At 49.9% G+C, this 26,781-nt stretch carries 26 protein-coding genes; 15 read left to right on the top strand and 11 right to left on the bottom strand.

All coding sequences use genetic code 11. The annotated features are described in order from the left end of the window. Positions 1-14: 14 nt before the first annotated feature. Positions 15-227: a hypothetical protein gene (locus H6G00_RS10190; RefSeq protein ID WP_190641201.1), complete on the bottom strand. Its 213-nt coding sequence runs from the start codon at positions 225-227 to the stop codon at positions 15-17. Between the two features lie 266 nt (positions 228-493). Further along, positions 494-1,126, bottom strand: coding sequence for a TMEM165/GDT1 family protein (locus tag H6G00_RS10185; protein ID WP_190796661.1), 633 nt, complete (start codon positions 1,124-1,126; stop codon positions 494-496). A gap of 327 nt (positions 1,127-1,453) precedes the next feature. Here H6G00_RS10185 and cysC point away from each other — a divergent pair, with 327 nt between their 5' ends. Further along, on the top strand, positions 1,454-2,011 hold the full coding sequence (cysC, locus tag H6G00_RS10180) for an adenylyl-sulfate kinase (protein ID WP_190796632.1): 558 nt from the start codon (positions 1,454-1,456) through the stop codon (positions 2,009-2,011). A gap of 389 nt (positions 2,012-2,400) precedes the next feature. After that, positions 2,401-2,781, top strand: a complete 381-nt coding sequence (locus H6G00_RS10175) for a hypothetical protein (protein WP_190796631.1) — start codon at positions 2,401-2,403, stop codon at positions 2,779-2,781. Positions 2,782-2,939: 158 nt separating this feature from the next. Here the strand turns inward: H6G00_RS10175 and H6G00_RS10170 are convergent, their stop codons facing one another. After that, the gene (locus H6G00_RS10170) at positions 2,940-3,644 is read right to left on the bottom strand and encodes a hypothetical protein (protein WP_190796630.1); all 705 of its coding nucleotides are present in this window, start codon (positions 3,642-3,644) and stop codon (positions 2,940-2,942) included. Positions 3,645-3,776: 132 nt separating this feature from the next. Then, on the bottom strand, positions 3,777-4,649 hold the full coding sequence (locus tag H6G00_RS10165; RefSeq protein ID WP_190796629.1) for an SMP-30/gluconolactonase/LRE family protein: 873 nt from the start codon (positions 4,647-4,649) through the stop codon (positions 3,777-3,779). 468 nt (positions 4,650-5,117) lie between these two features. Here H6G00_RS10165 and H6G00_RS10160 point away from each other — a divergent pair, with 468 nt between their 5' ends. Next, on the top strand, positions 5,118-5,354 hold the full coding sequence (locus H6G00_RS10160; RefSeq protein ID WP_190796628.1) for a hypothetical protein: 237 nt from the start codon (positions 5,118-5,120) through the stop codon (positions 5,352-5,354). A 98-nt stretch (positions 5,355-5,452) separates the two neighbouring features. Here the strand turns inward: H6G00_RS10160 and H6G00_RS10155 are convergent, their stop codons facing one another. Then, positions 5,453-6,085, bottom strand: coding sequence for a RodZ domain-containing protein (locus H6G00_RS10155; protein ID WP_190796627.1), 633 nt, complete (start codon positions 6,083-6,085; stop codon positions 5,453-5,455). A 185-nt stretch (positions 6,086-6,270) separates the two neighbouring features. Further along, on the bottom strand, positions 6,271-7,011 hold the full coding sequence (locus tag H6G00_RS10150) for a DUF2993 domain-containing protein (protein WP_190796626.1): 741 nt from the start codon (positions 7,009-7,011) through the stop codon (positions 6,271-6,273). Positions 7,012-8,124: 1,113 nt separating this feature from the next. Between H6G00_RS10150 and H6G00_RS10145 the strand changes: the two genes are divergently transcribed. After that, on the top strand, positions 8,125-9,864 hold the full coding sequence (locus H6G00_RS10145) for an ABC transporter ATP-binding protein (RefSeq protein WP_242042216.1): 1,740 nt from the start codon (positions 8,125-8,127) through the stop codon (positions 9,862-9,864). A gap of 137 nt (positions 9,865-10,001) precedes the next feature. Continuing rightward, on the top strand, positions 10,002-10,682 hold the full coding sequence (locus H6G00_RS10140) for a TraX family protein (RefSeq protein WP_190796624.1): 681 nt from the start codon (positions 10,002-10,004) through the stop codon (positions 10,680-10,682). 83 nt (positions 10,683-10,765) lie between these two features. Here the strand turns inward: H6G00_RS10140 and H6G00_RS10135 are convergent, their stop codons facing one another. Continuing rightward, the gene (locus tag H6G00_RS10135; protein ID WP_190796623.1) at positions 10,766-11,524 is read right to left on the bottom strand and encodes a HEAT repeat domain-containing protein; all 759 of its coding nucleotides are present in this window, start codon (positions 11,522-11,524) and stop codon (positions 10,766-10,768) included. Positions 11,525-11,844: 320 nt separating this feature from the next. Between H6G00_RS10135 and H6G00_RS10130 the strand changes: the two genes are divergently transcribed. Then, positions 11,845-13,866: a DICT sensory domain-containing protein gene (locus tag H6G00_RS10130; protein ID WP_190796622.1), complete on the top strand. Its 2,022-nt coding sequence runs from the start codon at positions 11,845-11,847 to the stop codon at positions 13,864-13,866. An 18-nt stretch (positions 13,867-13,884) separates the two neighbouring features. On the opposite strand, the gene H6G00_RS10125 is transcribed toward H6G00_RS10130, so the two are convergent. Next, entirely contained in the window at positions 13,885-15,198 is a 1,314-nt protein-coding gene (locus H6G00_RS10125; protein ID WP_190796621.1) for a hypothetical protein, read from the bottom strand. A gap of 143 nt (positions 15,199-15,341) precedes the next feature. Here H6G00_RS10125 and H6G00_RS10120 point away from each other — a divergent pair, with 143 nt between their 5' ends. Together H6G00_RS10120 and menB are read left to right on the top strand one after the other, a co-directional pair. Then, complete coding sequence (locus H6G00_RS10120; RefSeq protein WP_190796620.1) at positions 15,342-15,956, top strand: TerB family tellurite resistance protein; 615 nt, start codon at positions 15,342-15,344, stop codon at positions 15,954-15,956. A 21-nt stretch (positions 15,957-15,977) separates the two neighbouring features. Next, complete coding sequence (menB, locus tag H6G00_RS10115; protein WP_190796619.1) at positions 15,978-16,811, top strand: 1,4-dihydroxy-2-naphthoyl-CoA synthase; 834 nt, start codon at positions 15,978-15,980, stop codon at positions 16,809-16,811. 278 nt (positions 16,812-17,089) lie between these two features. Here menB and H6G00_RS10110 read toward each other — a convergent pair whose 3' ends face one another. The 3 genes from H6G00_RS10110 to H6G00_RS10100 all read right to left on the bottom strand — a co-directional run bounded on the left by H6G00_RS10110 (position 17,090) and on the right by H6G00_RS10100 (position 21,001). After that, positions 17,090-18,130 carry a hypothetical protein gene (locus tag H6G00_RS10110; protein WP_190796618.1) on the bottom strand — a complete coding sequence of 347 codons (1,041 nt, stop codon included), beginning with the start codon at positions 18,128-18,130 and terminating at the stop codon, positions 17,090-17,092. Between the two features lie 137 nt (positions 18,131-18,267). Further along, positions 18,268-19,389: a response regulator transcription factor gene (locus tag H6G00_RS10105; protein WP_242042205.1), complete on the bottom strand. Its 1,122-nt coding sequence runs from the start codon at positions 19,387-19,389 to the stop codon at positions 18,268-18,270. Between the two features lie 187 nt (positions 19,390-19,576). Beyond that, on the bottom strand, positions 19,577-21,001 hold the full coding sequence (locus H6G00_RS10100; RefSeq protein ID WP_190641185.1) for an amidohydrolase family protein: 1,425 nt from the start codon (positions 20,999-21,001) through the stop codon (positions 19,577-19,579). A gap of 378 nt (positions 21,002-21,379) precedes the next feature. Here H6G00_RS10100 and H6G00_RS10095 point away from each other — a divergent pair, with 378 nt between their 5' ends. The 7 genes from H6G00_RS10095 to atpE all read left to right on the top strand — a co-directional run bounded on the left by H6G00_RS10095 (position 21,380) and on the right by atpE (position 26,738). After that, entirely contained in the window at positions 21,380-22,144 is a 765-nt protein-coding gene (locus H6G00_RS10095) for an isochorismatase family cysteine hydrolase (RefSeq protein ID WP_190796617.1), read from the top strand. A 28-nt stretch (positions 22,145-22,172) separates the two neighbouring features. Beyond that, the gene (locus H6G00_RS10090) at positions 22,173-22,625 is read left to right on the top strand and encodes a cupin domain-containing protein (protein WP_190796616.1); all 453 of its coding nucleotides are present in this window, start codon (positions 22,173-22,175) and stop codon (positions 22,623-22,625) included. 79 nt (positions 22,626-22,704) lie between these two features. After that, positions 22,705-24,396, top strand: coding sequence for a CocE/NonD family hydrolase (locus tag H6G00_RS10085; RefSeq protein ID WP_190796615.1), 1,692 nt, complete (start codon positions 22,705-22,707; stop codon positions 24,394-24,396). Positions 24,397-24,484: 88 nt separating this feature from the next. Beyond that, positions 24,485-24,856: a cupin domain-containing protein gene (locus H6G00_RS10080; RefSeq protein ID WP_190796614.1), complete on the top strand. Its 372-nt coding sequence runs from the start codon at positions 24,485-24,487 to the stop codon at positions 24,854-24,856. Positions 24,857-25,107: 251 nt separating this feature from the next. Then, positions 25,108-25,548: an ATP synthase subunit I gene (locus tag H6G00_RS10075; protein WP_347277332.1), complete on the top strand. Its 441-nt coding sequence runs from the start codon at positions 25,108-25,110 to the stop codon at positions 25,546-25,548. A 52-nt stretch (positions 25,549-25,600) separates the two neighbouring features. After that, positions 25,601-26,356, top strand: a complete 756-nt coding sequence (gene atpB, locus H6G00_RS10070) for a F0F1 ATP synthase subunit A (RefSeq protein ID WP_190641180.1) — start codon at positions 25,601-25,603, stop codon at positions 26,354-26,356. Between the two features lie 136 nt (positions 26,357-26,492). Continuing rightward, positions 26,493-26,738: an ATP synthase F0 subunit C gene (gene atpE / locus H6G00_RS10065; RefSeq protein ID WP_190641179.1), complete on the top strand. Its 246-nt coding sequence runs from the start codon at positions 26,493-26,495 to the stop codon at positions 26,736-26,738. Positions 26,739-26,781: the final 43 nt, after the last annotated feature.

Here is a 26,781-nt window from a genome sequence, read left to right as displayed (position 1 = left end):
TAGGAGGACCAAGCCTATCGCAGCCTGAGAGGCATCAAATCAATCTCATGAATTTTAGGATGCAGCTCATCACCGTCTAGCTCAACCGTGTAAGCAACCCCCCAAAGGGAAGTCATCTTCGGTTCGCTGACAATGGTTCCTGTTCTGCCGTTGAGATGATAAGGCGGCATAAGTCGATTGACTTGAATTCTGACGCGATCGCCCGGTTTGAATTTTGCTGTTTGCATGATGCACCTCCACCTCGAAAGGATGAAGGATGAAGAGTAGGAAATAGATGGCAGGTGGCAAGTAGGGGGAAACCGGTTTAACCCCCCTATCTACCTACCACCGTCTGTTTGATAAGCAATTTGACAAGCAATGAGATTGGCAAACAATAAGAATCTGGATTCTGCGGAACTGTATAGAAGACTACTAGTTAGATCCTAGCTAGCTTCCTGGTGAAATGAGAATATTGTGTGACAATTATTACAGTGGCAGAGATACTACTACGTCTTTAACCGGCTTTACCCCAGAGCAAATCAGCGGTTGATAGGGCAGCAAAGATCAAAAATAACAGCCCTCCTAAACTTGTAATCGTTCGTTCTGAAATGCGATTGGCAATAAATTTGCCGCCTAGGACGGCGATCGCCGCGCAAACGGCATGACCTAATATCGCCCCAAGGGCCACCCCAACGGGAGGTTTAGCCGCGGCTAATGCAATCGTCGCAATCTGAGTGCGATCGCCCCATTCTGCTAAAAAAGTTAGCGTAAATGCCTCTAACACAACAGCTAGGTCAGTATAGTGTTTGGGCAATTTAGACTCCGCCTGGTTCACCACCTCCACCGCTTCCTGCTGTTCGGCCAAGCTACACGCTGTAGTCATCTGGCTCGCGTCGTACAGTAGCTTCAAGCCAAACCCAACGAATAAAAGAATTTCGGCATACCTGACATAAATTGCAGGCAAAAAGGAAACTGCTTGTCCAACCAGCACTGATAAAACCGTCATGACGGCTAAAGCGGCGATCGCTCCCACAAAGACAAATCGCCGCGAATGGCGCATTGCCAAAATTACAGCGATAAAAAAAGTCTTATCGCCCAACTCCTGAACTGTAATCAGTAAAAGACCGGCTGTAAAAGCAGCTAACATGCTCCTGTATTCCCTCAGATAGGTGTAAGCAATCTGAAGGAACCTGATGGGCATAATGCTTCACCAAGCTCACCTCAGATGTGAACTCAGTGAAGGTCTCGCTTGCGAAAAGCTGTAAATCGCTAAATCGTCATCTGAACCAGGCTCATCACCAGCATGTTGACTCAGATGGGCTGGCAACTCGTACCAGCAGCTACTCCCCTTCAAGTAGCATCATTATACACGGCTTGATTGAATGTTCAAGTGTAAGCCTGGAGCCAACTCCATGATAGGTTGATAAAGATTAACTAAAGTTTCAGTAGCGAAGTTAGGGGATAGGAGTAAGGCATGGGCGCGAGCCATCGTGGGGTAACAGTTTGGTTTACTGGGTTAAGCGGTGCAGGCAAGACAACGATTCGGATGGCAGTCGAGAAAGAACTGCGATCGCAAGGTTGTAAAGTCGAGGTGCTAGACGGCGACATCGTCCGGCAAAATCTGACCAGAGGCTTAGGCTTTAGCAAAGCTGATCGGGACGAAAACATCCGTCGCATCGGCTTTGTCTCTCACTTGCTGACTCGAAATGGTGTTATTGTCCTCGTTTCCGCCATCTCGCCCTACCGCGATATCAGAGACGAAGTGAGACATAAAATTGGCAATTTCATTGAGGTCTACGTCAATGCGCCACTAGAGGTTTGTGAGCAGAGGGATGTAAAAGGACTCTACGAAAAGGCCCGTGCTGGTCAGATCAAACATTTCACCGGAATCGACGATCCCTACGAACCGCCGCTCAATGCCGAGGTGGAGTGCCAAACTCATCTACATACCCTGGAAGAATGCGTCGCCCAGGTTCTGGCTAAGCTACAAGAAGCTGATTACCTTACAGAGCTTCAGACATCTAATGTTTGATCTGCAAGGGGTTTGACTTGCTCATCAGAGGATACAGCATCTAGAGAGTTCGGGTGATTTCGAGAGCCAGCGCCTTGCAATCCAGCCTCTAGATCTGTGGCTGTAGACATCACAAGAACTGCGACAAAGCGCAGGAGAGCTAAGCTCTCCTGCGCTTTGTCGTGACTAGATAGTATTTTTAGAGAATGTCTTTGCAGGAACTATTTGCATTAAAACAAAAACTATGCAAACATAATAAGTAACAGATAGTTCTAGTCCAAACAATAACAACTAGAAGCTTCTGTGAGCCGTTCAACTCTCGAAAATCTACTTGCTGCTGTACTTACCTTTGCGACAGCCAATCAGATTTAGAGACAGCCAGTCTTATCGATTATTTAGGAGACAACACCATGAAACGCTACATCTTCACCAGCCTTTCTGTTTTGGCTCTCTCTGCCTATGCTACTCCTGGTTTTGCTTTAAGCGATCGCTTCGATGAAGCCCGTCGCGAAAACCTGGACAAGGGCATTTCTGCTGAAGTTAGCCTCACCGATCGCTTTGATGAAGCCCGCCGCGAAAACCTGGACAAGGGCATTTCTGCTGAAGTTAACCTTACCGATCGCTTCGACGAAGCCCGCCGTGAAAATCTAGACAAAGGCATTTCTAACGAAGTCAGCCTCACCGATCGCTTCGACGAAGCCCGCCGCGAAAATCTAGACAAAGGCGTTTCTAACGAAGTTAGCCTTACCGATCGCTTCGATGAAGCCCGCCGCGAAAACTTGGACAGATAGTTAACTCATCAACTCCCAATGCTGATAACTCTACAGCTTCGTTAGCGCACTAGAGTTGCTGTCTAATACATTGCCCAGTCTTTGACTGGGCATTTTTATTGATATCAACTAGCACAAATTAACAGCGCCTATCATCTCAAAACTGATGGCTGTCCTAACTAAAACTGACGTGTGCGTAGCAGCTCAGCATAAGCTGTTGCTGTATCCTTCATATCCTGATACTCTTCCCGAATTCTTTTGTATTGGTGATCAATTGTCACACTGTCACTCAAAAGTAGAGTTGGGTCATAGCCAGCAATTTGCCTACCAATCAGAACTTCTCGAATAAAACGAACATAAACCTGCTGTAGTTCTTCTGCCTTATCTAACAAATTTTCTACTTGAAGCAGAGCCCTTTCATAAATTTCCTGCTGACTAGCATAGAAATCTGACGTAGCTACTAGCTCAAGCAGTTCGTTAATCTTGTGCCATTGTCTTCTTAAACTCAGAATTTCTGGCTCAACAAATTGAATATGCTCCTTCATCAAGAAAGCAAGTTCTTGAGCTATTTTGAGATTTATTCCGCCCTGCCCTGATCCCCGTGAAGTAGGAATACGAATGAATCGTAGATCATGCCAGGAGTAAATGTACTGCACATCGCCATCGGGTGTCAGTTTCGGAAAAACAACTCGAATTCTGCGATTTGCATTGGACTCAAAAAAGACACCTAAATCACCTAACGGCAAGTTGGGGTAGCGAGTACTTGCTCCATCTACTTCTAAAACAGGACTACTCCTAATTCGCTTTAGCTTTTGATTAGGGTAGTAGACGAAGTAGTATAGACCACCTAAAAGAATTAGGGTAAATATTATACCTGTGATCATTTGAAGCAAGTTTTGCGTTGTAAAAAGCTTTTGGAGATGCTAAACAACTTCAATTATCTCACTCCACTTTCCGCCCTCAGTTCCTCTCCAACCCAATTTTAAAGGCGCAAATGGTTTAGGACTGCTACATAACTAAGCTCCAGCAGGAACAGCAATGTTAGAGAAAAATTCGGGTACACCCTGAATGCCAGAGTTGAAATGAAACACAGCTCCAGCACCTGGTCCCTCCTCGGCGCGGTTGTCACCTCCTGCAGTTGTGACATAAATGGTGGTGTAGTCAGTGCCACCAAACGTGACGCTCGTGATCTTTTTGGCGGGAAACGGAATTCGGAGAACTTCGGTGCCATCAGGTGCATAGCGAAATAAATGTCCACCATCCCAGCGCGCTGACCACAAATAGCCTGTTGCATCGATAGTCATTCCGTCGGGAACCCCTTCTGATTCTGGTGTTTTAATGTGAACTCGCTGGTTGCTGATCGCACCAGTTGCCTGATCGTAGTCAAACAGATAGATTTTTCGAGTGGGTGAGTCGGTGTAATAAAGCTGTTTGAGGTCTGGGGTAAAGCCCATTCCATTAGAAACTCCGATACCCTCTAACAGTTTTGTTAAAGAACCATCTGGATCAAGCCGATAGAGCCGTCCTAAGCGATCGGGAGTTGGCATTGTTCCACAAAAGACGCGCCCAACTGGGTCAGCAATCACATCGTTGAAGCGGGTTTCTCGTTCTTCCTCTAGCTGCTCGATTATCGTTGTGATTTTACCGTTGTGCCAGCGGGCGATCGCCCCCCGTGCCTTAAACAACAACAGCGAACCATCCACTTGGATGGTGAGACCACCAACAGGTTCACCCTCATAAATCTGTTCACTGGTGTTAGTTATGGGGTCATAGCGATACAGGTGACCCGCAGGAATATCTGTCCAATAAAGGTACTGCTCGATCGGGTGCCAAAGCGGACCTTCAGCATTTTCACATTGGCAGTCAACAAGAATGGAAGGAGTTTTCATAACAAGTGTTTGATGGGAACAACCGATGGGAGATTTGCGTCATGATTTCATCACGATGTGTCGTTTACTGTTGTGGCACACCTCTTTCACTCAGCAAGGCCATTCCATAGCAGGATGGCAATAGGAGCCCAAATTAGAGAACCTAGAATTATTAAGCCTGAAAGCAAAGGCAATTTACTCCTTTCGCTTTTCAAAGCGCCCTAAGGGACGTAAGATCACTGAGTTCCCTAGAAGGGAAATTTCTGTTTGTTGTTTAGTCCGGTAGAAACACTGTGGAGAAGCACAGTTAATGGCTTTAGGCTCAAGATAGTCGAGAGATTAAACGGGTTGGCAAGAGCTGGTTTGAGATAAATAATTCGTCTAACTCACTTCTGCCACGTTTTTCTACCGTTTTGAACGTTCCCCCCAATTTCTCGCTCTACGCTACAAACATATCCACTGATTAGCCTCCATCTCTAGGAGAGTCACATGAAAGATTTCGTCCTCGATGCCCCAAACGAAAACCGCTACACCTACTTTGTTGCTCACTACGGTAAGGACTTTCATAAGCAAACGGCTGTCCTAAATGTCAAGCATGACTTTAGTGATTCCATTCAAACCCTACATGTGCTGATTAGACATCGAATTAATGGAGTGTTAGGGGCAGACACTCCGTCTTGTTACCACATTTTGGCTCTTGCAGCCCCAGAAGCGATCCCCGTTTAGAACTGGCCCGCGCGCATCAGAAAGCATTTAAGGGAAGTGGGAGGTACAGCCTAGCGCTGCCTCCCACTTCCCTTTTGTGATCTATTTGATGGATTTTTTTAGGGCGTTTCAGGGGTGGAGAAGGTGATTTCTTCAACCTCTCCGGGGTTGCCCATAGGTTGAGGTTGTTCTCCATTCCGAGACACCAAGACGGCACCCGCATCCCCTGTCCGAATCGTGATTTGCTCGGTTGCCTGCCAAAAGTGGCGATCGCCCGCTTGCATCACACCTTCATGCTCGATCACGCCGTCTACCGTCACTCTGACCCAAGTCTCATCCAGCAAAGAGAGACTAATAGACAAGGCTGAGTCAGCAGCACTGAGGGTAGATGAATCAGTCGTGCATTGCCAAACATCGGTTCGACAGGTGATTTGCTCTCCCTCTAGCACGTCGCCCTGCTGTATGAGACGAGCCTCACCTAATAGAATCAGCAGCCCTTGGCTTTCGAGATATTGAACCTGTTCTGCAAATCCTTCTAATTGCCGTTCGGGATAGCTTAGGCGCACATTGCCAGTGGCAGTTAAAGTACCAGTGTCAGGGTCAATCTGCTGCACATCAGACTGCAAAGTGATCCCCAGTTCATCAGGGATGGGTTGGGCTAAAGTTTGGGCAGTAGCGGGATGAGCGATCGCACCCAATGCGACGAAACCAACTAGGCATTGCAAAAACACGGGATGGGAAGTGAGGCACATAGAGGGCAACATTGGTATAACGACCCAGAAAAGTTGAATTGCACTCCGTGACTCAACGAAAGCATGGATGTTCCCAATGGGTATTAGGCTCCATTTCGAAAGGTGGGCTTTTGCGATAAAGGAAAGAAATTAGCTTTTGCAATAGCATTAAGCACGCCCCAAACCGAGCATGTCCGAGCCAATTTTTATGCAGGAACCTGCCGCACCTGTGCCTCAACCTTGAGCGCTAGTCTGCCTTTTTGCACATTCATCTCAGCCAAGCGGAGGGCAGTTCCCTCCAAGTCGAAATACGGCAAGCTTGCCCACTCCTGCATTTTTTGCATCATAGCGATCGTTACATCTAAAGCAATCCCTTCTCCAGCGGTACAGCGAAACTCATCTAACCGAATAGGCTGCTCATCTGTACGAGGGCTAGCAATCGAGCAAAAGCCAATCTGATGACTAGTATTTTTATCGTTGATTTGCATATTCCCGTCTATTCCTAGCCTCCCCCCTTCTAAAAGATGAATTTGCATCGGCAACTTGATCTCCAAGCTCACGATCCGGTCGGGCAGCTTTAGCTCTATTCGGGGAAATTGGCGTTGCACAAAATCTGAGTTGATAGCCTGATTAATATCTGCCTCATTTAACTCTAGCTGAACCGTCGTGTTGACCGGTTGATTTAGCTTGACTTGCCCCAACAGTGCATCGAGTAAATCGACTGCAACATTGTCTGTTTGCAGTTCCAACTTTTGCACACGGATCCCTTCTTGCAACACCAAACCCCGTCCTTCAATTGAGACGGAATCTACTTTGCCTTGAAGGATTTGGAGAATGCTAGTTTGAATGTTTACATCTAAAGTTTCTGCTGCATTAAGCTGACTTGACAGACCTCTCTCTACTAGTTGTGAAACTGCCTGTTCTTCAAGGCTTGGATCGTTTGACATATTTGATTAACTCCTGGTGCTTCTATGAGCCACTTAAGTAACTAGACAAAATTAAACTCAGGTTTTCGTTAATTTCTATCCCTTTAGAAGTCACCATAGATGCTGATCTCTAGAAACGCCTCTATATCTTGATAGAAGCTGCTTAGAAGTAAAGTTGGGTATGTCCAATTTCTCCTACTGAGTAGGCATCTAGTAGAGACAGGACTTATCTAAACAGAAGGTGAAGCCGAGCATCTTTACGCCCACACGAGACTTAGGCGCATTTTAGGTGCTCCAATCGGAGCAAACATCCTCAAAGCTCGCTCTAGTTGCCCTTCCAGCGGGAATTTTTGAGCGGTTTGGGTTTCTCTTCAAAGCGGGTTAGAGAAGAGCAAAGGATTTTGAAGCACGTATCCCTCTGCTCTAAATAAGCAAGGTTTGTAGAAAAGGAAAACCCGTGTGGGTAGAGTGCCGAATGATACGTCAAAGCTATGTGATATTTCTCAGCCCACGTCAATTATTACGTTCAAACTTAAGTTGTTTCCTTCATACCGGGAAAAATAAGTTGTAGTGAGTCAATTAGCATTCCCTGATTAGCTGATTAAGTCGCTTTAAGAGAATTAAAATGATACGAGAAACACTTAACCAGGAGCAGTTGCTTCACCCAATTACTAGTCAAATTCGTCAATTGTTAAAATTGCCAGAAATCCTGACAACAACTGCTTAAGAAATTCGGTTTTTCTTGACACCGATCGGGGCAAGGTTTACAGATTTGAGTCAGGTGGCAGCAGGAAAGTGATTACCGAATCAATCCAAGAGAACCGCCTTCTTTATTGAATCAACGGTTTCCAGCTAAAGCATTCCTTCTCATGCTCGTGGGATGCTTATTAAAGTACGTCAGCGGTCATTGTTGATGCGATCGCCTCTCCAGGAACACTCGAATGCAGCTGTCACAACATCGGTAAAAAATTTTAGAAATAGCGAAAATAGTTAGGGTGCGTTATTTGCGGAGGGTTGAGATTGGCTAAAACTAAGTATTGGAAAGACTTAACAGCAGCAGGCAAACCTCGGAAAGAGCCACACTTCCAGCCCTCAAAACAGGCGCAGGTTGCCTCAACTTCTCCTCTAAAGCGCCTGATTCACTATGGGCGTGCTTACCGACGGCAAATCTGGCAGGCTTCGATTTGCTCTGTACTCAACAAGTTGTTTGACCTGGCTCCTCCTGCTCTGATCGGGATAGCGGTGGATGTTGTGGTTGAACAACAGGACTCTATGCTTGCTCGATTGGGGCTGGAGTCTGTATTTAGTCAGCTTTTGGCACTGACGCTGTTGAGCATGGTGATCTGGGGGCTAGAGTCGATCTTTGAGTATGCTTACGCTCGACTCTGGCGTAACCTGGCCCAGACGATTCAGCACGACCTGCGGCTTGATGCTTATCGCCATGTGCAAAACTTGGAGCTTTCCTATTTTGAGTCGCGCAGTACGGGCGGCTTGATGTCGATTCTGAATGACGACATCAACCAACTGGAGCGATTTCTAGACTTTGGGGCAAACGAAATTCTTCAGGTCACGACAACGGTAGTGATTATTGGAGCCGCCTTCTTTATCCTCGCGCCCAGTGTGGCGTGGATGTCGATGCTGCCAATGCCGTTCATTTTGTGGGGGTCGGTTGCGTTTCAGCGTCTCCTCGCACCCCGATATGCCGATGTGCGGGAGAAGGTGAGTCTGCTTAACGGTCGGCTTTCTAACAACCTCAGCGGCATCACGACGATCAAGAGTTTTACGACGGAAGAATTTGAGATTCAACGCTTGTCCCTCGAAAGTGAGTCGTATCGGCAAAGCAACCGACGGGCGATCGCCCTTAGCGCGGCCTTTGTACCGCTAATTCGGATCATCATTCTGGTCGGATTCACAGCAACGTTGCTCTACGGTGGTTTAGAAGCCTCCAGAGGCGTAATTTCCGTGGGTACCTATAGTGTTTTAGTCTTCCTCACCCAACGCTTGCTGTGGCCGTTGACCCGTCTGGGCGAAACTTTGGATCAATACCAGCGAGCAATGGCTTCCACCGCGCGGGTAATGAATTTGCTCGACACAAAAATTGCCGCGCCACCTGGACACATTGCTCTGCCGACTGATTCTGTTAAAGGTGAGTTGATTTTGCAGGATGTGAGCTTTGCCTACAGCGATCAGGTTCCCGTCATCAAACATCTGTCGCTACAGATTCCGGCAGGCAAAACGATCGCTATTGTGGGCTCAACAGGGTCGGGCAAAAGCACCTTAGTAAAACTCTTGCTCAGGCTTTACGAAATTCAGTCCGGCTCAATTACCCTGGATGGCATTGAGTTACGCGATCTGCAACTGCGCGATTTGAGACAGGCGATCGGGCTGGTCAGTCAGGATGTGTTTTTGTTTCACGGTACCGTCTGGGAGAACATCACCTACGGCACACCTAATGCTAGCCATACCGATGTAATTGCAGCGGCGGAAATTGCTGAGGCGCACGACTTCATTCAACGGCTGCCGCAGGGATACGATACGGTCGTGGGCGAACGAGGACAAAAACTATCAGGTGGGCAGCGGCAACGATTGGCGATCGCCCGTGCCGTTCTCAAAAATCCGCCAATCTTAATCCTGGACGAAGCCACCTCTGCGGTCGATAACGAGACGGAGGCTGCAATTCAGCGATCGCTAGAGCGCATCACTCAAAACCGCACAACGATTGCGATCGCCCATCGCCTCTCTACTATTCGCAATGCCGACTGCATTTATGTGATGGAATACGGGCGCTTAATTGAGCAAGGGCGGCACGAGGAACTGCTAGAGCGGCAGGGCATCTACGCAAGCCTTTGGCGGGTGCAAATGGGCTTGAAGTAATCCCTGTCTCAACTCAGACATTCAGTGCGACTTCTTAGAAAAGTCGCATTAGAGAAGTCGCAGATCTGAGCGGCGGCATCTGCTGAGGTCAGGGCCGTTTCGCTATAGTTGGCTTGTTGCCGGATTGGAAGGCTGAAATGGGGCTAACAAACTATCAAATCAAGCTCCTGGCAGCCATTTTTATGGTGATTGACCATGTGGGGTACGTTTTCTTTCCAGAAGAGCCACTCTTTCGGATGGTGGGTCGCCTCAGCTTTCCGCTGTTTGTCTGGCTGCTGGTGCAGGGTGAGCAGTACACCCGCAATATCTGGCGCTACGGAGTCAGGCTGCTCATTGCGGGAATCATTTCTCAACCGCTGTACTGGCTGGTATTTAACCAGCAGGACAATAGCCCGGATATCAACATTTTGCTGACCCTGTTGGTTGGTTTAGCTTGTCTCAGAGGAGCAAAGCTTGCGCCTGATTTGGCTTTCCCAATTTGGATGACGGGTGGGGCGATCGCCGAGTTTGCTCATTTCAACTACGGCATGTACGGCATTGCGCTTACCTGGATTATTGCCCAGTTTCAGTCTCCGTTCAGACCCAAACCTCAGTCTCCTACCATTCCCTATCTTGGCTGGTGGGGTCTGTGGCTGTTGCCGCATTTGATTTTGCTGATCGCGGACTTTAACTTCGGCGTTTTTCAGTTTCCGGCGATCGCCACTCCGATAATTTTTCAATTGGCGAACTACGAGCAGGGCGCTAAGGCAAAGTGGTTTTACAGCTTTTATCCGCTACATTTGTTGATTCTCTGGCTAATTCGGGATTGGCTAATGTAGTACCAATTTGAACTGAGCAACGCGGCAGACTCCTGTACGGGCTTAACAATGCCAAGCCTCTCTCAGCTTGGGAACCAGGAATCTTACAGCAAACCGTCCTGCTCAATTTCTTCAATCACCTGCAAGCCGCGAGGGTCGCCCACTTTCAGCAGTGCTTGTTTGGCATCTTCCTGCACACCCAGTTCCTCGTCTTCGGCAAATGCCTCAAGCAGTGCATCGATTGCCGTCGCATAGACCACGTTGGAAGGCAATTCTCGGCAAAGCTGACCGATTGACCAGGCACAATTGCTCCGCACGGCAGCTACAGGATCACGCCGCAGAGCCTCAATCAGCGGTGGAATGGACGTGATCATCGCCTCGTAGCTAACACTCGCCATTTGCGCCAGAGAGCTTGCAGCCCAGAGCCTTACTGCCGAAATATCGGTCTTGAGTGCGTCAATTAAAGGTTCTAGAGAACGGCGATCGCGACAGTTTCCGAGTGCCCAAACGATTCCCTTTCTGACGTAACCATTCCAATCTTGCTGAAGTTGAGTAATCAACGGCTCAACTGCATCCGGACTGGGGTTTCTTCCCAAGCCATAGGCTGCACTGACTCTAATTAGCGGACATGCATCTGTTAACAGCTTCACCAACAGCGGAATTGCCCGCGCATCTTCCAGTTCACAAAAAGCTCGCGCAGCCAACATTCGCTGCTGATTTTGCGGAGCCTCTAGCAGCGCTAACATCGCTTCTGGGTTGGGTTTCTCCGCCTCTGTCTGATCATCGACCGAACCCATTTTGTCTAACGGGCTTTCTAGCTCGATCTCAGTGTCAAACACGGCTAGCTCATCATCGTCATACATATTGTCAACTTTACAGCAAAGCGGTATTGCTTAAACCAAGAGGATATTTGATTAGGTTGTAGACCTTAATGAACCTTTACGACAGATTTTAGCTGCCAAGACTGGGGGTTAGAGTCGTATATTGGACGTAGGAGGAACTATCTCTCAACGCCTCTCCCCAGTGATCATCTTCCAGCTAACACTCGGTGCGGCTTCAATTGATCGACAATACCAGACCCCGCTTAAGTGCAGCAAGGCAGAGAAGCCGTTATGCAGCAAGCCGCCTAGCACCCTATGACTTGGATTTTGCCCAGAGTTTGGATTGATAGAGAAGACCATCAATGAGCATCGCTATTTCTGTGCTGGAAGAATTACTGCAAAGAATTCCGCGTTTGCGATCGCAGCTTTACTTTAAGTCATCCTTAACGGCGCTCTCGCACGCAATGGAAGATCAAGTGTTGGCTGGATTAAATCGGCCCTTGGTCATTGCTAGTTTTCAGCGCGAGCGATTTTATCGTCAGGAGTCTCACCGCTACCTGCGAATTGCCGAACTCACACCGCAAGTTTATGTATTAGCGGCTCCTGAAACCAGTTTTACCAATGCCTCGCAAGGATATGAAACGATCGCCTTCGAGCCAGACGATCAGCTTAGTCAAGAGTGGCACCTGGTCGTAATTGGGCAGCACTATGCAACCTGTCTGATCTGCCGAGAGCGTAAGGTAGCCGTCGTAGACGCTGAGTCGGCTGAGCCAATGCCGATGGATCAAACTCGACGGTTTGAAGGAATTTGGACGTTTGACCGACAGGTAAGCTGTACCGCAGCAAGCCTCTTGCTCGACCGAGTTTTAGAATATCGGCCTGAGTTAGCAGCCAAAGTTCAGCAGGCAAAGCAAGAATATCTGACCGAAGAGGTTTCATCGGGTTTGCAGGGTGTTGACCCCGATCCCTTTGTGCAACGATTAGTCACGTATTTGCAGGCGGGGCAATACAAGCTGCTCAAGGCCTACCGTTCGATTTCGGCACAGGAACGCAAAGAGCGATTGGTCAACTCAATCACTGCAGCAATTCGGCGATCGCTCGACCCTGAAGAGATTTTTACCGTCGCCGTCCAAGAACTGGGGCAGGCAATGGACGTGTGCCGCTGCATTCTCTACCGCTGTAAGCCAGCAGATACGTCCGTTATAGTGCAGCATGAATTTTTGGCGGCTCTGACCCTCAGATCTCTGTCCAATCAAACGCTGTCCTTGCAAGACAATCCGCTATTTCAAGTAGTAGCTCAAAAGCGAGAACCGGTGTCCATTACCGACACTCAACAAGAAACAAACTACGACCTGACGCCGCTCAAAGACTGGATCGATCGCTGGCAAATTCGCTCGTGGGTGATGGTGCCGATTGTCTATCAGGGGCGATTGATGGGCATGGTTGAGCTACAGGGTTGTGCGCCGGAACCGCATCCCTGGGAAGAAGACGACATTGCAATGGTGGAGGCGATCGCCACCCAACTTGGAGTTGCCCTGATTCAAGCTGAATCCTACGCCAACCTGGAAGACCTCAACCAACAGCTAGAAGCACTAGAACGCACCCGCAGCAACCTGATCGCCATCACCGGACACGAACTGCGAACGCCTCTTTCGACCATTCAGGTTTGCCTCGAAAGCCTTGCTAGCGAACCCGACATGCCCTTGGAGTTGCGGCAGGTCATGCTTAGCTCCGCCCTCACCGACGCAGAACGGATGCGAAAGCTGGTGCAAGACTTCCTCACCCTATCTCGCTTAGAGAGTGGTCGGGTGGAATGGCACTTGGAACCCCTTGCCCTGGACGAATGTGTGGACTTAGCGTTAAGCAGCATTCGCACCCGCAAAACTAAAGAACATTTGCCCGACATCGAAGCTCAAGTGCCTGTAGAACTGCCGCTCGTTCGAGCAGATGGCGAATGGCTGGTAGAAGTTCTCTCCAAACTGCTTGACAATGCCTGCAAGTTCACCGAGCCAGAAGGACAGGTGTTAATTCAAGCAAAGCCGAATGGCGGTGACATGTTAGAAGTTACCATCACCGATACCGGACGCGGCATCGAACCCAATCGCCTGGAGGTCGTCTTCGATCGCTTCTACCAGGAAGAAGGAGCTTTACGCCGCACCGCTGGCGGCACTGGATTAGGGCTTGCTATCTGTCGCCAAATTATTTTGGGGTTAGGCGGGAAAATCTGGGCCGAGTCAGCAGGACGAGATCAGGGCAGCCAGTTTCATTTCACCATCCCGATCGCTAAAGATAATTCTGAAGTCGCACCCGACACCAGAGCCTTGATTCGTCCCCCTGTCACCAGCAAAAACCGCCGAGGTCGCAGTCGGGCAACGTTGAGGTAGGGGTTTAAGTCCTACTCATTACCCTTTTCCAAATCCGCTCTTTTTCGCCTTTTTGCCCTTCGCTTTACTGGACTTATTCACCTCGATCATCGCGGCTTCAAACAGGTTGTGCAGGTGAATTGGGACGCTAGCGATTTCGGGAAGCTCTGGCTCTGTGGGCTTGCCGTTCTCTCTTAGCAGGGCTGCTAAATCCTTTAACTGAAAGTCAGGACGGTCTAGTACGGTTTGCAAAACTTGCTCAAGCCGCTGGGGATACTGTTCTGCCAATTGCTGCCAGACGAAAAAGTTTGCTTCGGGAGCCTGTAAGTATTGGCGAACCAGCTTGCCAGTTCGTTCGTTCGTTTGCCAGTCCTCTGATTCCAGGATGGCTTTGAACTGGCTGTGATGCGGCAGGAACATTTGTCCCCATTTGGGATGAGCTAGTACCGTGACCTGTTCTGCCTTTTTCAATTCGTCGGGTAGTTGCACCTGGGGTGCCGCCATTTTGCCGCCTTTGCTGGCTAGCACTTTGGAAATTGTTTCTGCATCGGCCCCAGATTCCTCAGCGGCGGCAGTCATTTCCTCCTCATCAATTCCGGCTTCGGCAGCGAGTTCGGCTAACGATTTTGAGTCGTCAATACCAGCATCTGCCAGGAAGCGCTTGGAAAGGACTTCCCGAAATTCACCCATTTGCTTGTTGAGCTGATAGCCAGGTAGGGTAATTTCCTCGCTGCCAAAGAAGTCCAAGAATGCCAGGTGATATTTTTCGACTGACTGCCATGCTTCTTCTAGCAAGTCTGGCGCATCGCCATAGAGGGACTGTTTGTGGTTGTCTTTGAAGTTGCCGATCGCCACTGCCAGTTTGGGTTTGCCTAGCCTTCCTAAAAGTGACAACGGACCGGAAAAAATCCAGTCTGTTTCGTTCAGCGGTGAAATCCGGGTCAGCACGATTTCCCCAAGCTTGAGACGAGCCAGTTCAGTGGTAGGGCGATCGCCCGTTGGTTTAACCGGATAATGCTTTTCGGTGAGCCAGTTCACTAGCTCAAAGCCATCTGGCATCACCTGTTCGACGGCAAATAAGCCAGTGAATGTTTTTTCCCAGCCCAGTACAAGCTGGCGATCGGCTTCACCTAAGTCAGGCTGATCTTCGATAAAGAGGGCGATCGGCGTTTTGTCGCCAACTCTGCCCTCGGTCAAAAACATATCGATAATCAGATCTTGCGAAACGCCTTTTCGCCGTGCCTGTTCTGCCGCATAGGTTTCTAGCGCTTCCGCCAGAGCGCCTTCGGCATCCAGCACAAAATCTACCAACGCTTGCTTTAAAGTCTGAGCTTGTTCTAAAGTCGCGTTCACAGTTCAACCTTCGGCACAACGAGAATATAGTCACCTACTAAGGTAAGGGGTTAAGCCTGAAAGATTATGACTTTGCCTAAAATTTCTGCCTTACAGTAGAGTTTTAGGCTAAGAGTAGACTATGAAACCCATAATATTGGCGTATGGATGTATCCCTGGTTGATCCGGAAGCGATAACGCTACTCTCACAAGTGACCGGGCGTGATCTCAAACAACAGGATCTCAGCCCCACACTGCTGTTTTTGGCAGCACTGGTCACGGTGATGTTGGGCGTGATCGTCATCGATCGCAAAATAGACAGCGCCGAACAGCAGCGGCTGCAAGTGTTGCTGGAGTCTTTTGTCACGCCAGACCACAGCCTTTATCCGCTCATTCAGGAGATGATCCACGGGATTGAGCGGCAGCAAGTTTATCTCAACCCTCAGCAAGTCTTGAACCTGGCAACCCCCCTTTCAGAGCCAGAACGGTTGCTGCTGATCGCACTAGGCTATGAAATGGCTGCTTCTGATGGTGAAGTGGATGCACGAGAGACAATGTATCTGAGAGCGATCGCCCATCGTCTTGATGTCCATGTCCGCCACATCACCGCATTAGAAAACGGATTTAGCCACCAGGAAATTTCTGACCCTGAAGCCCTGATCCAAATCAGAGCCTTGCTCAATCCCAGTTTCTTTAAAACTGTGGAATTGGGCTTATCGCAAGTTGCCAACAATCTACTTGCTGCGTTGCCCACCCTTCCCAGCACAATGGATACGTAAACTTTTTGGCAAACGCAATTAATGCAAGTTGAATGGCAGGTCGCCAAGACCTACGAAGACATCCTATATCACAAAACTGACGGCATCGCCAAAATCACCATTAACCGTCCCCACAAACGTAACGCCTTTCGCCCAAAAACGGTATTTGAACTCTACGACGCGTTTAGCAACGCCCGCGAAGACAGCCGCATTGGGGTTGTCCTATTTACGGGCGCAGGGCCGCATACCGATGGCAAATACGCCTTCTGCTCCGGTGGCGACCAGAGCGTCCGGGGTGAGGGGGGCTACCTGGATGAGACAGGCGTTCCGCGTCTCAACGTGCTGGATTTGCAGCGGTTGATTCGCTCGATGCCCAAAGTCGTGATTGCTCTCGTCGCGGGGTATGCGATCGGTGGCGGACACGTGCTGCATCTGGTCTGTGACCTGACGGTCGCCGCTGACAACGCCATTTTTGGTCAAACCGGTCCAAAGGTCGGCAGCTTTGACGGTGGCTTTGGTGCAAGCTATCTAGCCCGCATCGTTGGACAAAAAAAAGCTAGGGAGATCTGGTATCTCTGCCGCCAATACAGCGCTACTCAAGCTCTGGAAATGGGACTGGTGAATTGCGTTGTTCCAACTGAGCAACTGGAGGCAGAAGGCATTCAATGGGCAGAAGAAATTCTAGAAAAAAGCCCGATCGCCATCCGCTGTCTCAAAGCTGCTTTTAACGCCGATTGTGACGGGCAGGCAGGGCTACAAGAGCTAGCAGGCAACGCCACGCTACTTTACTACATGACTGAAGAGGGAGCAGAAGGGAAGCAGGCATTTCTGGAAAAACGCAAGCCCGACTTTCGCCAATATCCCTGGCTGCCGTAGAGGAAGGATGACGGATGAAGCGGTACCTCTAAACAACCACAGCACCCTAACTTGTAGGTTGGGTGGAGCAAAGCGAAACCCAACACAGCCCATACTCCTGTTAAGTTTCATGACTGAGGGGTATTGAAGAAGCGACACGTCAATTTCTGTAAGGGCGCACTGCGGTGCGCCCTTACCCACATCTGCAACATCTTCAAATCAAATTGGTATCAGGTGAACCTTGTCCACCTGACTTCATTTCCTATCCCTCATCCTTGATCTTGATTGTTTTGACTTCCCTAATTGTTCGGTTGAGCGCCCGGTTGAGCATCCGGTTGGGCGGGCGCGTTGCCCAAGGGAAGCAGATCTGGGTTGAGTGCAACGAGGGCAACAGGCAGGGCGAGAGCAACACAAGCAATCACGGTGGTGAGGGTCAGCCGCTTGCTCATCTGGCGAAGCTGTTTGTTTGTCTCTTGAGAAGAGGACTGAACGCCGCGCAGTTGGGTTTCAAGTTTGTCGAGTTTTTCAAAGCTGGCTGGATTTAGCCCTGCTTCGCGCAAGCGAGTGAGGTTAGCCCGCAGTTCGGTTCTGAGCCGCGCCTCAAATTCTTCCATCGGGGCGCGCATCGCTTCCCGCTGGTTCATCCATTCTTGCAGGATGGTGCCTAGCCGCCCTTCAACTTCTCGCTTTAGCCCGTTAATTTGCTTAGACACTTCAGAGCCAAGGGTGCGATCGGCGGTGCTGAGTTCTTCCTGGGCCTGCAATAGCTCGTTACGGGCTTGTTTCCAGCTTGCTTCGATGAGTTTCTCTAGCTCTGCCACTCGTTGATCAGAACCGCCCTGAGTTTGAACGAAGGCTTCCAGGTTAGCTTTGGCTTCTTCGACCTGGTTTCTGAGTGCTTCATGGGCACGAGACAGTTCTGTAGAGATTTCGTCTCGCTGGTTGGTCAAGTTGCGTGAAACGTCACCAAACCGTTCTTCTAACCGCTGAAGATGGATCACCTGCTCCGTGATGGATTGGTTGAGCTGGCGATCGCCCTCTCCTACTTCACCCCTAATCTGAGACAGTTCTTTGCGGATTTCGCTCCAGCCTGACCCAATTTCCTGCTCCAGGCTAGAAAAGCGCTGTTCTAGTTTCTGCTGTTGCTGGGTGACAGTACCCAACACGGCCCCGGCTTCACCCACCCGCACTTTGAAATCTTGATAGGTGCGTGCCAGTTCTTCAAATCGTGCCTGTACCTGGGCTAGCCCGTCCAGTACGCCAAAAGATTGCTCGAGGTGGCTTCGCAGTTCTGAAAGCTCTAACTCGACTTGCTCTAGCTCGTTTTTTTGATTTGCCATAATCATATTAAATTCCTCGCAGATCAGCGCCTTGTAGGTTGACGGGTGGGTGGGTAGGGGAATGGCAGGTTAGGAACAGGCTTGCTGGCAAGGGGGCACTTGCGAATCGGACACTGCGGGTAGCAGCACCAACGGGGCTATCTTCTGCCGTTTTGCTGGGTGCGACCACCTGCATGGGCGATCGCGGGAACCATTGGCTCAAGCTTGGTGAGTCCCTGGCGTAGAACTTGCAGCTTGGGAGTGAGTGATCTACAGGTTTCGCTTAAGGTTCTTAGGCTCCTGATCTGCCTTAGCGCCGATAGGGTTCGATACTGAACGGAGTCTTGACCAAAGGTTTGGGCAGCTTCTTGGCTGAGAAATACCATCCCTGCCTCGTTGTTCCAGGGACTTCCGGCTTGCGATAGCCAGCCAAATGCCTCCTCGGACTCCAGTTTTGCCCCCTCCCGGTAAAACAGCAGCAAATGTTCAGCAGGTAGCCCTTGTCGAATTCCTTCTTTAAAGCCAAACCGCAGATACTGCATTGCAGAAGACCGATGTTCTGGGTCTTGAGCCGCCCGACTTCCGGCTAACGCTCCAGATAGGTAAAGCGTTGCTAAGTTAGTTGGGGAACTTCTCAAGTGATGGCTTAGGGTGTTGAGCAGTTCGGTGGCTGCCCCCTGCTCCTTTGTCCGCTCGACCACATCTGACAGTGCAGGCGGGTCAAAACTTTGCAGCAGCAACAGCAACTCCGTCTCTGATAAGACAGCTTGAGTTGACTCAGGTGCAGGAGGGGGAATGGCAACGTCTTCCTCTTCCTTCCGGGACATCATCTTCTCAAACAGCCCCGGACTCATCTGACCATAGCCCCGATGAGCAGATCGAATCGCAGCTGCTAAGTCTTCTGCGCCCGTATCTTTAAGCAAGTAGCCCTGTGCACCTGCACTGAGAGCCGCTTTGAGATATGCGCCATCGTCATGGCCACTTAGCACCAAAACCTTAACGCCCGAAAATCTCTGGCTGATCAATCGCGTTGCGGCAACGCCGTCCAGTCCTGGCATTTGAATGTCAATCAACACCACATCGGGTCGCAGAGCTGCAACTTGCTCGATTGCGGTGTACCCATCTGCGGCAATGCCAACGACCTGAAAGTCTTGTTGACGGTCAAGTAGAGCTTTCAACGCCTGGCAGATGATAGTTTGGTCATCGACTAGCAAGATCCGAATCATGCGCTGAATCTTGGATTTTTCATGAGGTGCGATCGCGGTAAACAACCTGCCCAAGCCGATAGGGAACCTGTGCAGCAAATTCGCGGGGTCAAAGGCACCCCCTGATATCCTTAATCAGGCAAATAGGATGGGATCAGAAAATTCTCTGAAGGAGAAATAATAGGGGCTAGAGAACAACAAAGGCTAGGAATGGGAGTAACCATCTCGACCAGTTAGCAGGCTGAGTTTGAAACGAGAAACCTTAGCTATAGCCCCTAGCCACTCCTTCCGGCAGTCCCATCACGGCACGATAGCGAATCTCCATTTCTTCCATTGTTTTAGATTTGCGGTTAGTGCGCCATTCACTGTGGTCAAAGAGAGCTTGTCTAAGCTGATTGACATCGATAGTCGTAACTTTACCGTCAGCGATAATCTGTTTGCCATCTACCCAAGCGCTACTGACTGCTTGCACGGGACGCCCCAAAACCAGCAGTCCAATTGGGTCGGTGCGGGGCAGTAGGGAAAGATTGGTCAGGTCGTACAGCACCAGGTCTGCTTTTTTGCCGACCGTGAGCGTTCCTAGTTGGTCGCCCATATTGAGTCCGGTTGCGCCACCGAGGGAGGCAATTTCGACCGACTCGCGGGGTGAAATCCAGTGGCGGTAGTCCATGTCGGTGATGTTGTGCAGGATGGAGCCGATTTTGATGGCTTCGAGCAAATCTTGCGAGTCGTTGCTGGCTGAACCATCACAGCCAAAGGCGACATTCACATCTGCCTGCCGATATTTGGGAATGGGAGCAATGCCGCTGCCCAGACGCAAGTTGCTGAGAGGGTTGTGGACGACGGTGGATTGAGTCTCTGCCAGGATGCTGATATCTCTGTCATCGAGCCAAACGCAGTGCGCTAAAGAGGTGCGAGGGCTGAGGTAGCCAATGTGCTTCAGGTGTTCGACAGCAGTGCAACCATATTTTTCTTGCGCCAGAATTTGCTGGGCTTTTGTCTCAAGTAGGTGGGCGTGGCGGCAAAGGTCGTGGCGATCGCTCAACTCAGCACAGCCTTCAAACAGCGCATCTGAGCAGAGTTGAATTCCCGTTGGCGCAACCATAATGCTGATGCCTTCAGCGGGACGGTGAAATTTCTCCACCGCATCTTGAACTAGATCGAGCGTGGCTTGGGTAGTGCGAAGGTAGGGTTCGTGTTTAACTTCTTCGCCACCCGTGGGAACGCTTGCCCCCAACGATTCATCCTGAATCAGCGGACCAACAAAGGCTCGAATGCCGACTTCTCGGTAAGCTCGTACCGCAGCGGCAATTGTTTCCGCCTCCTGTCCAGGAATTAGCACCAGATGATCGACGACGCTGGTGCCGCCAGAGAGCAGCGTTTCAACTGCTGTGCCGAGGGCGCTAAGGTAAATTTGTTCGGGGTTTAGCGGCGTGAAGTCGTAGAGTTCGGCAATCCAAAGTTCTAGCGGTCGGGGTGGAATGATGCCCCGCTGCCACATTTCTGAGGAGTGGGTGTGAGCGTTGACAAATCCAGGAAGCAGCAGTTTGTTGCGTCCGTCGATCAGGGTTCCAGTTGGTTCCAGGTTCGGGCCAATTTGAGTGATGCGATCGCCCTTAATCTGCACGTCAACCGTTTCATAACCCTGCTCAGTTGGAATCAGAACATTTTGAATTGTAAAACTCACGATTTCTATCCTTTGCAGCAAATTTCGAAAAGAGTTTCAGGGGGAAATTCTTTCAGGGAAGAACAATTTTAAGGAGCAATAACAATACGTTGCCAACTCCCTATTTCAGGATAGATTGTACATTCGTAAACCTGATTTCGATGTAGCAGGCTTGGCTACTGGTGAGATTGTCCCAAACCTCGCAACCTCGCTCAAGAATTCACGGCTTAACTCTTTAGGCAGAGGTAAGCCAAGAAGTGCCCCTCAATACTGAAGCCAGTCCGGTTTTGGTTTACCACAGAAGGTTTAAAGGCTCAGTTCTGATTCTCAACGGCTTACAGATTTCACTCTTAATTTTGCCCATTTTGCAATCTTCATAGCTCTTGACCTGAACGACCTATGACTCAACTCCGGACTCTGGGTGTCGCGCCTAATGCTTGGTTGGTGGATGCTGCAACCGCAGACATTACCCGTCCGCCCCTGCCACCTAGACCGATCACATTGGCGACTGATACGAAGACCCTGCGGCTAGATTTGGCAAAGGCGGCGATCGCTATCATCGATATGCAAAACGACTTCTGTCACCCTGACGGTTGGCTAGCGCATATTGGTGTCGATGTCACCCCCGCGCGTGACCCGATCGCCCCCCTCAAAACTCTGGTGCCAGAACTTCGGCAGGTTAGTGTACCAATTCTCTGGATTAACTGGGGCAACCGCCCTGATTTACTCAATATCAGTGCCGGACTGCGTCACGTTTACAACCCAACGGGAGAAGGTGTTGGTCTAGGCGACCCGCTTCCCACAAATTCGGCACCTGTTCTAATGAAAGACAGTTGGGCAGCGGCTGTGGTAGACGAGCTAGAGCAAAAGCCTACCGATGTGTACGTCGATAAGTACCGGATGAGCGGCTTTTGGGACACGCCGCTAGATAGCATTCTGCGAAACCTGGGTCGAACCACGATTTTCTTTGCTGGGGTCAATGCTGACCAGTGCGTCATGGCAACCTTACAGGATGCCAATTTCCTCGGCTATGACTGCATTTTGCTGCGCGATTGCACCGCCACCACCTCTCCCGACTACTGCTTCAAAGCGACCATTTATAACGTCAATCAGTGCTTTGGATTTGTCAGCGATTCTGAAACTTTACTAAAAGCGATCGGTTAGAAACACTCACTACTCCCGGAGGAATCTCATGGATTCTGCTTGTGTTATTCCGGTTTATAAATCTCCCAAAGACTACCAGACCTTTCGGATCAGCCCTCACGACAGCAATCGATTGGCGATCGTATTTGACCCCACGATCGCCAACATGTCTTTAACCTATTGCGTAGAAATCTTTGACGTAGGCGGCAAAACACCTCCCAACCGACATCAGCTTGCAGTTGAAATGTTCTTTGTCCTCAAGGGCGAAGGGCTCGCAACCTGTGATGGCAAAACAGTATCGATTCGAGCAGGAGACAGCGTCTTAGTGCCGCCTACTGGAACCCATGTGCTGGAAAATACAGGTTCCGATCGCCTGTACACTCTATGCATTATGGTGCCGAATGAAGACTTTGCTGAACTGATTCGCAGCGGCACTCCAGTTGAGCTAGACGCAGAAGACATGGCAGTTTTGAGTCGCTCTGATTCACTGGTGCCGCGCTAAAAAATGTAGATTAATTAGCCTGCTGTAGGAACTTAGCAGTGCCAAGCCCCTAGCCTAAGTGCTGTACCCTATTGAATTCATGCTCCTAGTTCGACAAAAACAAACTGCATCCATGCTGACCCGCGATGGCGTGCGGCTAGATGCAGATGTTTACTACCCCGATGCTGAGGGGGAGTTTCCCGTGCTGCTAATGCGACAGCCCTATGGACGGGCGATCGCCTCCACAGTGGTCTATGCTCATCCCACCTGGTATGCCGCTCACGGCTACATTGTTGTAATTCAGGATGTACGGGGACGAGGCACCTCAGAAGGAGTGTTTGACCTATTTGCCTACGAGGTCGAGGACGGAGGCGACACGGTCAACTGGGCAGCGACACTCCCAAGCAGCACCGGGCAAGTGGGAATGTACGGCTTTTCCTATCAGGGAATGACTCAGCTTTATGCGGCTGGTAGTTGTCCCCCCGCCCTAAAAACCATCTGCCCTGCCATGATCGGTTATGACCTCTACGCAGATTGGGCTTATGAAGGAGGAGCCTTTTGCTTACAGACTAATCTAGGCTGGGCAATTCAGCTGGCGGCCGAAACGGCTCGACTCAAGGGTGATGAGGAAGCATACCTGACCCTCTACGGAGCTGCCCGAAATCCGCCTCTCCCTGATCCGGTCGATGTTCGCTCTGGCTTGCTCAAGCAGCTTGCCCCCGATTCCTACTATCACGCCTGGTTAGACCATCCCCAGCGGGATGACTATTGGGAAAACCTTTCACCTGGGCGCTATCTGGACAATGTAGATATGCCAATGCTGCACATTGGCGGTTGGTTTGATACCTATATGCGCGGAACGCTCAGGTTTTACCGTGAAATGGTCGCCCGCAGCCAATTTCCACAGCATCTCTGGGTCGGACCTTGGGCACACCTCCCTTGGGGGCGAAAAGTTGGAGCGGTTGACTATGGCACAGAGGCAGCAAACCCGATCGATCGCCTGCAAATCCGCTGGTTTGACCAGTTTCTCAAAGGCATTGATACAGGGCTGTTAAACGAGAAGCCTGTTCACCTGTTCGAACTAGGGAGTAATCAGTGGCGATCGCTCCCAAAATTCCCCACCGCCAAGCAACAACCCTACTTCCTCCATAGCACCGGACTTGCCAGCATGAGCGATCAGGAAGGCAGCCTGGAAAAAACACCGCCCACATCCGATGCACAAGATGTCTTTGTTCATGACCCCTGGCGACCCGTACCGTCTGTCGGGGGACACGCTGCATTTCCAGCAGGCTCATTCGATCGCTCAGCAGTCGATTGCCGGACTGATGTTGTGACCTATACAACGAAGCCTTTGGATGAGGATTTGTATTTAATGGGGGAGGCGATCACCCAACTCTACTGCACTGCTGATGCTCCCAGCTTCGACCTCTGTGCCGTCCTATCCGAAGTTCATCCCAACGGTAGCGCCTTTAACCTAGCTCAAGGCTACCTGCGAATCGACTCAAGCCCAGATGATGCCACTCCAAATTTCACCGGGCCATTCCAGATCATCTTGCAACCTATCTGCGCTCAAATTGCCAAAGGAAATGCTCTACGACTCAGCTTCAGTGCTGCTTGCTTTCCTGCTTACGCTGTCAATCCCGGTACAGGCACGTCACCCGGCAACAGTCAGCTCATAGACGCTCAAATCATCACGCTATCCATATATAGTGGCAGCAGCCACCCGTCACAGGTGCTTTTACCTGTTACCGGCGCACCTTTAGCAGCAACGCTTAATTCAGTTTTAGTTTGAAGCCCTATTTGAACTCTTAGATTCTCAACTGGTTGTCAGCCAATTTGAGTGAAAGTTCCGAGTTGAACGAAAGTCCAAGGAAACCAAAATGCAGCTCAGCAAAAATTTTGAGAAGGAACTCCAGAGTATTACTGAATTTTGGTCACCTAAAATTGTTGGTCAGGTTAACGACCAGTACATTAAGGTCGCGAAGCTTAAAGGTGAACTGGCTTGGCACAAGCATGACCACGAGGACGAATTGTTCCACGTTGTCAAGGGGCGTTTAGTGATTCAGTTTGAAGATGATGTAGTCGAACTTGAAGAAGGCGATTTTTGCGTGGTACCCAAAGGCGTGATGCACAACCCAGTTGCCGAAAATGAATGCTGGATTGTCCTGATTGAAACCGTAACAACTCAGCACACCGGAGATATCGAGACTCCGCTGACCAAGACAATTGAGCAACAGCTTGCCCAAATGTAGCTGGAAATCGCAGAGCAGCAAGCCTAGCCGTAGCTCAGTAGGTCCAGATGGTGGAGAGGTTGTAGAGCGATCGCCTTGAAACAAATTAAGGGAAACGTTTCAGCCGAGATGGAGCGATCGCCCCATCACCCAACCCCCGATCCCCAATTCTCAATCCCCTAAATAATTCCTTAAGTATTGTTACCAGCGAGTGATATGATCGATCGTGTTCCGCACTCGTAAAGCCAGTTCTCTGAGCTAAGTTCTAACCTGTGAACTCGCCAGAAAGATCCCTAGAAACCGCTCCTGATCAAGGAGACACCCCATCTGGTGGTTTGCCGCCAGATCCAAATTCCTCAATGCAGGAATACATCAAGCTTCAACAAGATTTGTTGAAAGTGATCCTCGTTCTCACTGGGATAATTTTTATCTCTGTATGGATTTTCTATTCCCTAAACATTGCTCTGAATTATCTGATCGGAGCGTGTACGGGTGTGGTTTACTTGAGGATGTTGGCTAAAAACGTTGAGCAGCTTGGCAGAGAGAAGCAGCGCCTGAGTAACACCCGGCTTGCCCTTCTGATTCTGTTGATTCTAGTGGCATCACGCTGGGATCAGCTTCAAATCATGCCTATTTTTTTAGGATTTCTGACTTACAAAGCTGGGCTCATCATTTACGTCCTGCGAACATCGGTTGTGCCTGATCCAAACTAGGTCAGGCGAGTCTGGTACTCCACAATTCTCTGGGGAAACCTTGCGAATGGAAATGCTGAATTCTCTAAGTGCCTTCACCTCTTTTCCCCTGGCTGAGCTAGAAGTTGGTCAGCATCTTTACTGGCATATCGGCAATCTCAAAGTACACGGGCAGGTATTTCTTACCTCCTGGTTTGTGATTGGCGTTCTGGTCATTGTTTCACTCCTCGCAACGCGAAATCTTCAACGAGTTCCATCAGGAACCCAGAACTTGATGGAATATGCGTTGGAATTTATTCGAGGGCTGGCAAAAGATCAGATTGGTGAAAAGGAGTATCGCCCTTGGGTTCCCTTTGTTGGCACGCTGTTTTTGTTTATCTTCGTCTCAAACTGGTCAGGCGCTCTGGTGCCCTGGAAATTGATTGAGCTACCCGAAGGTGAACTGGCTGCGCCGACAAGCGACATCAATACGACGATCGCCTTTGCGCTGCTAACTTCCCTGGCTTATTTCTATGCTGGGTTCAGTAAGAAAGGGTTGGGCTATTTCGGTAACTACGTGCAGCCTGTACCTTTCATGCTGCCCTTTAAAATCATTGAAGATTTTACCAAGCCTCTTTCCCTTAGTTTCCGTCTGTTTGGCAACATCCTGGCAGATGAACTAGTGGTTGGAGTGCTGGTTCTCCTCGTGCCTTTGTTTGTACCGCTGCCAGTAATGGCTTTGGGTCTCTTTACCAGTGCAATTCAGGCACTCATCTTTGCGACCCTGGCGGCAGCCTACATCGGAGAAGCGATGGAGGATCATCATGGTGAGGGTCATGAGGAACACTAGTCTCCTCAGTTGCTTGTAAGGCTCTGCTGTAGCGGTTGGGTAACCCAACGCTTAGCAACCTGCATCCAGCGTGAAATGCGCTGCTCGTTCGTTGACGCACATCTGTCTAATTTGTACTCAAGGTAAGGAAAACATCATGGATCCATTAATTGCCGCTGCTTCTGTTATAGCTGCTGCTCTGGCTGTTGGTCTGGCTGCGATCGGTCCTGGTATTGGTCAAGGTAATGCAGCCGGTCAAGCTGTAGAAGGTATTGCTCGTCAGCCCGAAGCAGAGGGCAAAATTCGCGGTACGCTGCTGCTCAGTTTGGCGTTCATGGAAGCGTTGACGATTTACGGGCTAGTCGTTGCTCTCGTACTGTTGTTTGCTAACCCCTTCTCCTAAGCTTGGGGATTTGGGTAGAGGCACACGTCTCTACCCATTCGCT

This window comes from Leptolyngbya sp. FACHB-541, from assembly GCF_014695875.1.
Lineage (GTDB): Bacteria > Cyanobacteriota > Cyanobacteriia > Elainellales > Elainellaceae > JAAUTN01.
This window is presented reverse-complemented; position numbering and strand designations above follow the sequence as displayed.

What these genes read in the sequence shown, in the direction of transcription:
- H6G00_RS10120 (WP_190796620.1), top strand. Translation starts at nt 15,342, where the DNA reads ATGGATGTATCCCTGGTTGATCCGGAAGCGATAACGCTACTCTCACAA.
- H6G00_RS10110 (WP_190796618.1), bottom strand. Translation starts at nt 18,130, where the DNA reads ATGGCAAATCAAAAAAACGAGCTAGAGCAAGTCGAGTTAGAGCTTTCA.
- menB (WP_190796619.1), top strand. Translation starts at nt 15,978, where the DNA reads ATGCAAGTTGAATGGCAGGTCGCCAAGACCTACGAAGACATCCTATAT.
- H6G00_RS10150 (WP_190796626.1), bottom strand. Translation starts at nt 7,011, where the DNA reads ATGTCAAACGATCCAAGCCTTGAAGAACAGGCAGTTTCACAACTAGTA.
- H6G00_RS10090 (WP_190796616.1), top strand. Translation starts at nt 22,173, where the DNA reads ATGGATTCTGCTTGTGTTATTCCGGTTTATAAATCTCCCAAAGACTAC.
- H6G00_RS10155 (WP_190796627.1), bottom strand. Translation starts at nt 6,085, where the DNA reads ATGTGCCTCACTTCCCATCCCGTGTTTTTGCAATGCCTAGTTGGTTTC.
- H6G00_RS10170 (WP_190796630.1), bottom strand. Translation starts at nt 3,644, where the DNA reads ATGATCACAGGTATAATATTTACCCTAATTCTTTTAGGTGGTCTATAC.
- H6G00_RS10175 (WP_190796631.1), top strand. Translation starts at nt 2,401, where the DNA reads ATGAAACGCTACATCTTCACCAGCCTTTCTGTTTTGGCTCTCTCTGCC.
- cysC (WP_190796632.1), top strand. Translation starts at nt 1,454, where the DNA reads ATGGGCGCGAGCCATCGTGGGGTAACAGTTTGGTTTACTGGGTTAAGC.
- H6G00_RS10095 (WP_190796617.1), top strand. Translation starts at nt 21,380, where the DNA reads ATGACTCAACTCCGGACTCTGGGTGTCGCGCCTAATGCTTGGTTGGTG.
- H6G00_RS10160 (WP_190796628.1), top strand. Translation starts at nt 5,118, where the DNA reads ATGAAAGATTTCGTCCTCGATGCCCCAAACGAAAACCGCTACACCTAC.
- H6G00_RS10085 (WP_190796615.1), top strand. Translation starts at nt 22,705, where the DNA reads ATGCTCCTAGTTCGACAAAAACAAACTGCATCCATGCTGACCCGCGAT.
- H6G00_RS10190 (WP_190641201.1), bottom strand. Translation starts at nt 227, where the DNA reads ATGCAAACAGCAAAATTCAAACCGGGCGATCGCGTCAGAATTCAAGTC.
- H6G00_RS10165 (WP_190796629.1), bottom strand. Translation starts at nt 4,649, where the DNA reads ATGAAAACTCCTTCCATTCTTGTTGACTGCCAATGTGAAAATGCTGAA.
- H6G00_RS10140 (WP_190796624.1), top strand. Translation starts at nt 10,002, where the DNA reads ATGGGGCTAACAAACTATCAAATCAAGCTCCTGGCAGCCATTTTTATG.
- H6G00_RS10080 (WP_190796614.1), top strand. Translation starts at nt 24,485, where the DNA reads ATGCAGCTCAGCAAAAATTTTGAGAAGGAACTCCAGAGTATTACTGAA.
- H6G00_RS10185 (WP_190796661.1), bottom strand. Translation starts at nt 1,126, where the DNA reads ATGTTAGCTGCTTTTACAGCCGGTCTTTTACTGATTACAGTTCAGGAG.
- atpB (WP_190641180.1), top strand. Translation starts at nt 25,601, where the DNA reads ATGCTGAATTCTCTAAGTGCCTTCACCTCTTTTCCCCTGGCTGAGCTA.
- H6G00_RS10130 (WP_190796622.1), top strand. Translation starts at nt 11,845, where the DNA reads ATGAGCATCGCTATTTCTGTGCTGGAAGAATTACTGCAAAGAATTCCG.
- H6G00_RS10135 (WP_190796623.1), bottom strand. Translation starts at nt 11,524, where the DNA reads ATGTATGACGATGATGAGCTAGCCGTGTTTGACACTGAGATCGAGCTA.
- atpE (WP_190641179.1), top strand. Translation starts at nt 26,493, where the DNA reads ATGGATCCATTAATTGCCGCTGCTTCTGTTATAGCTGCTGCTCTGGCT.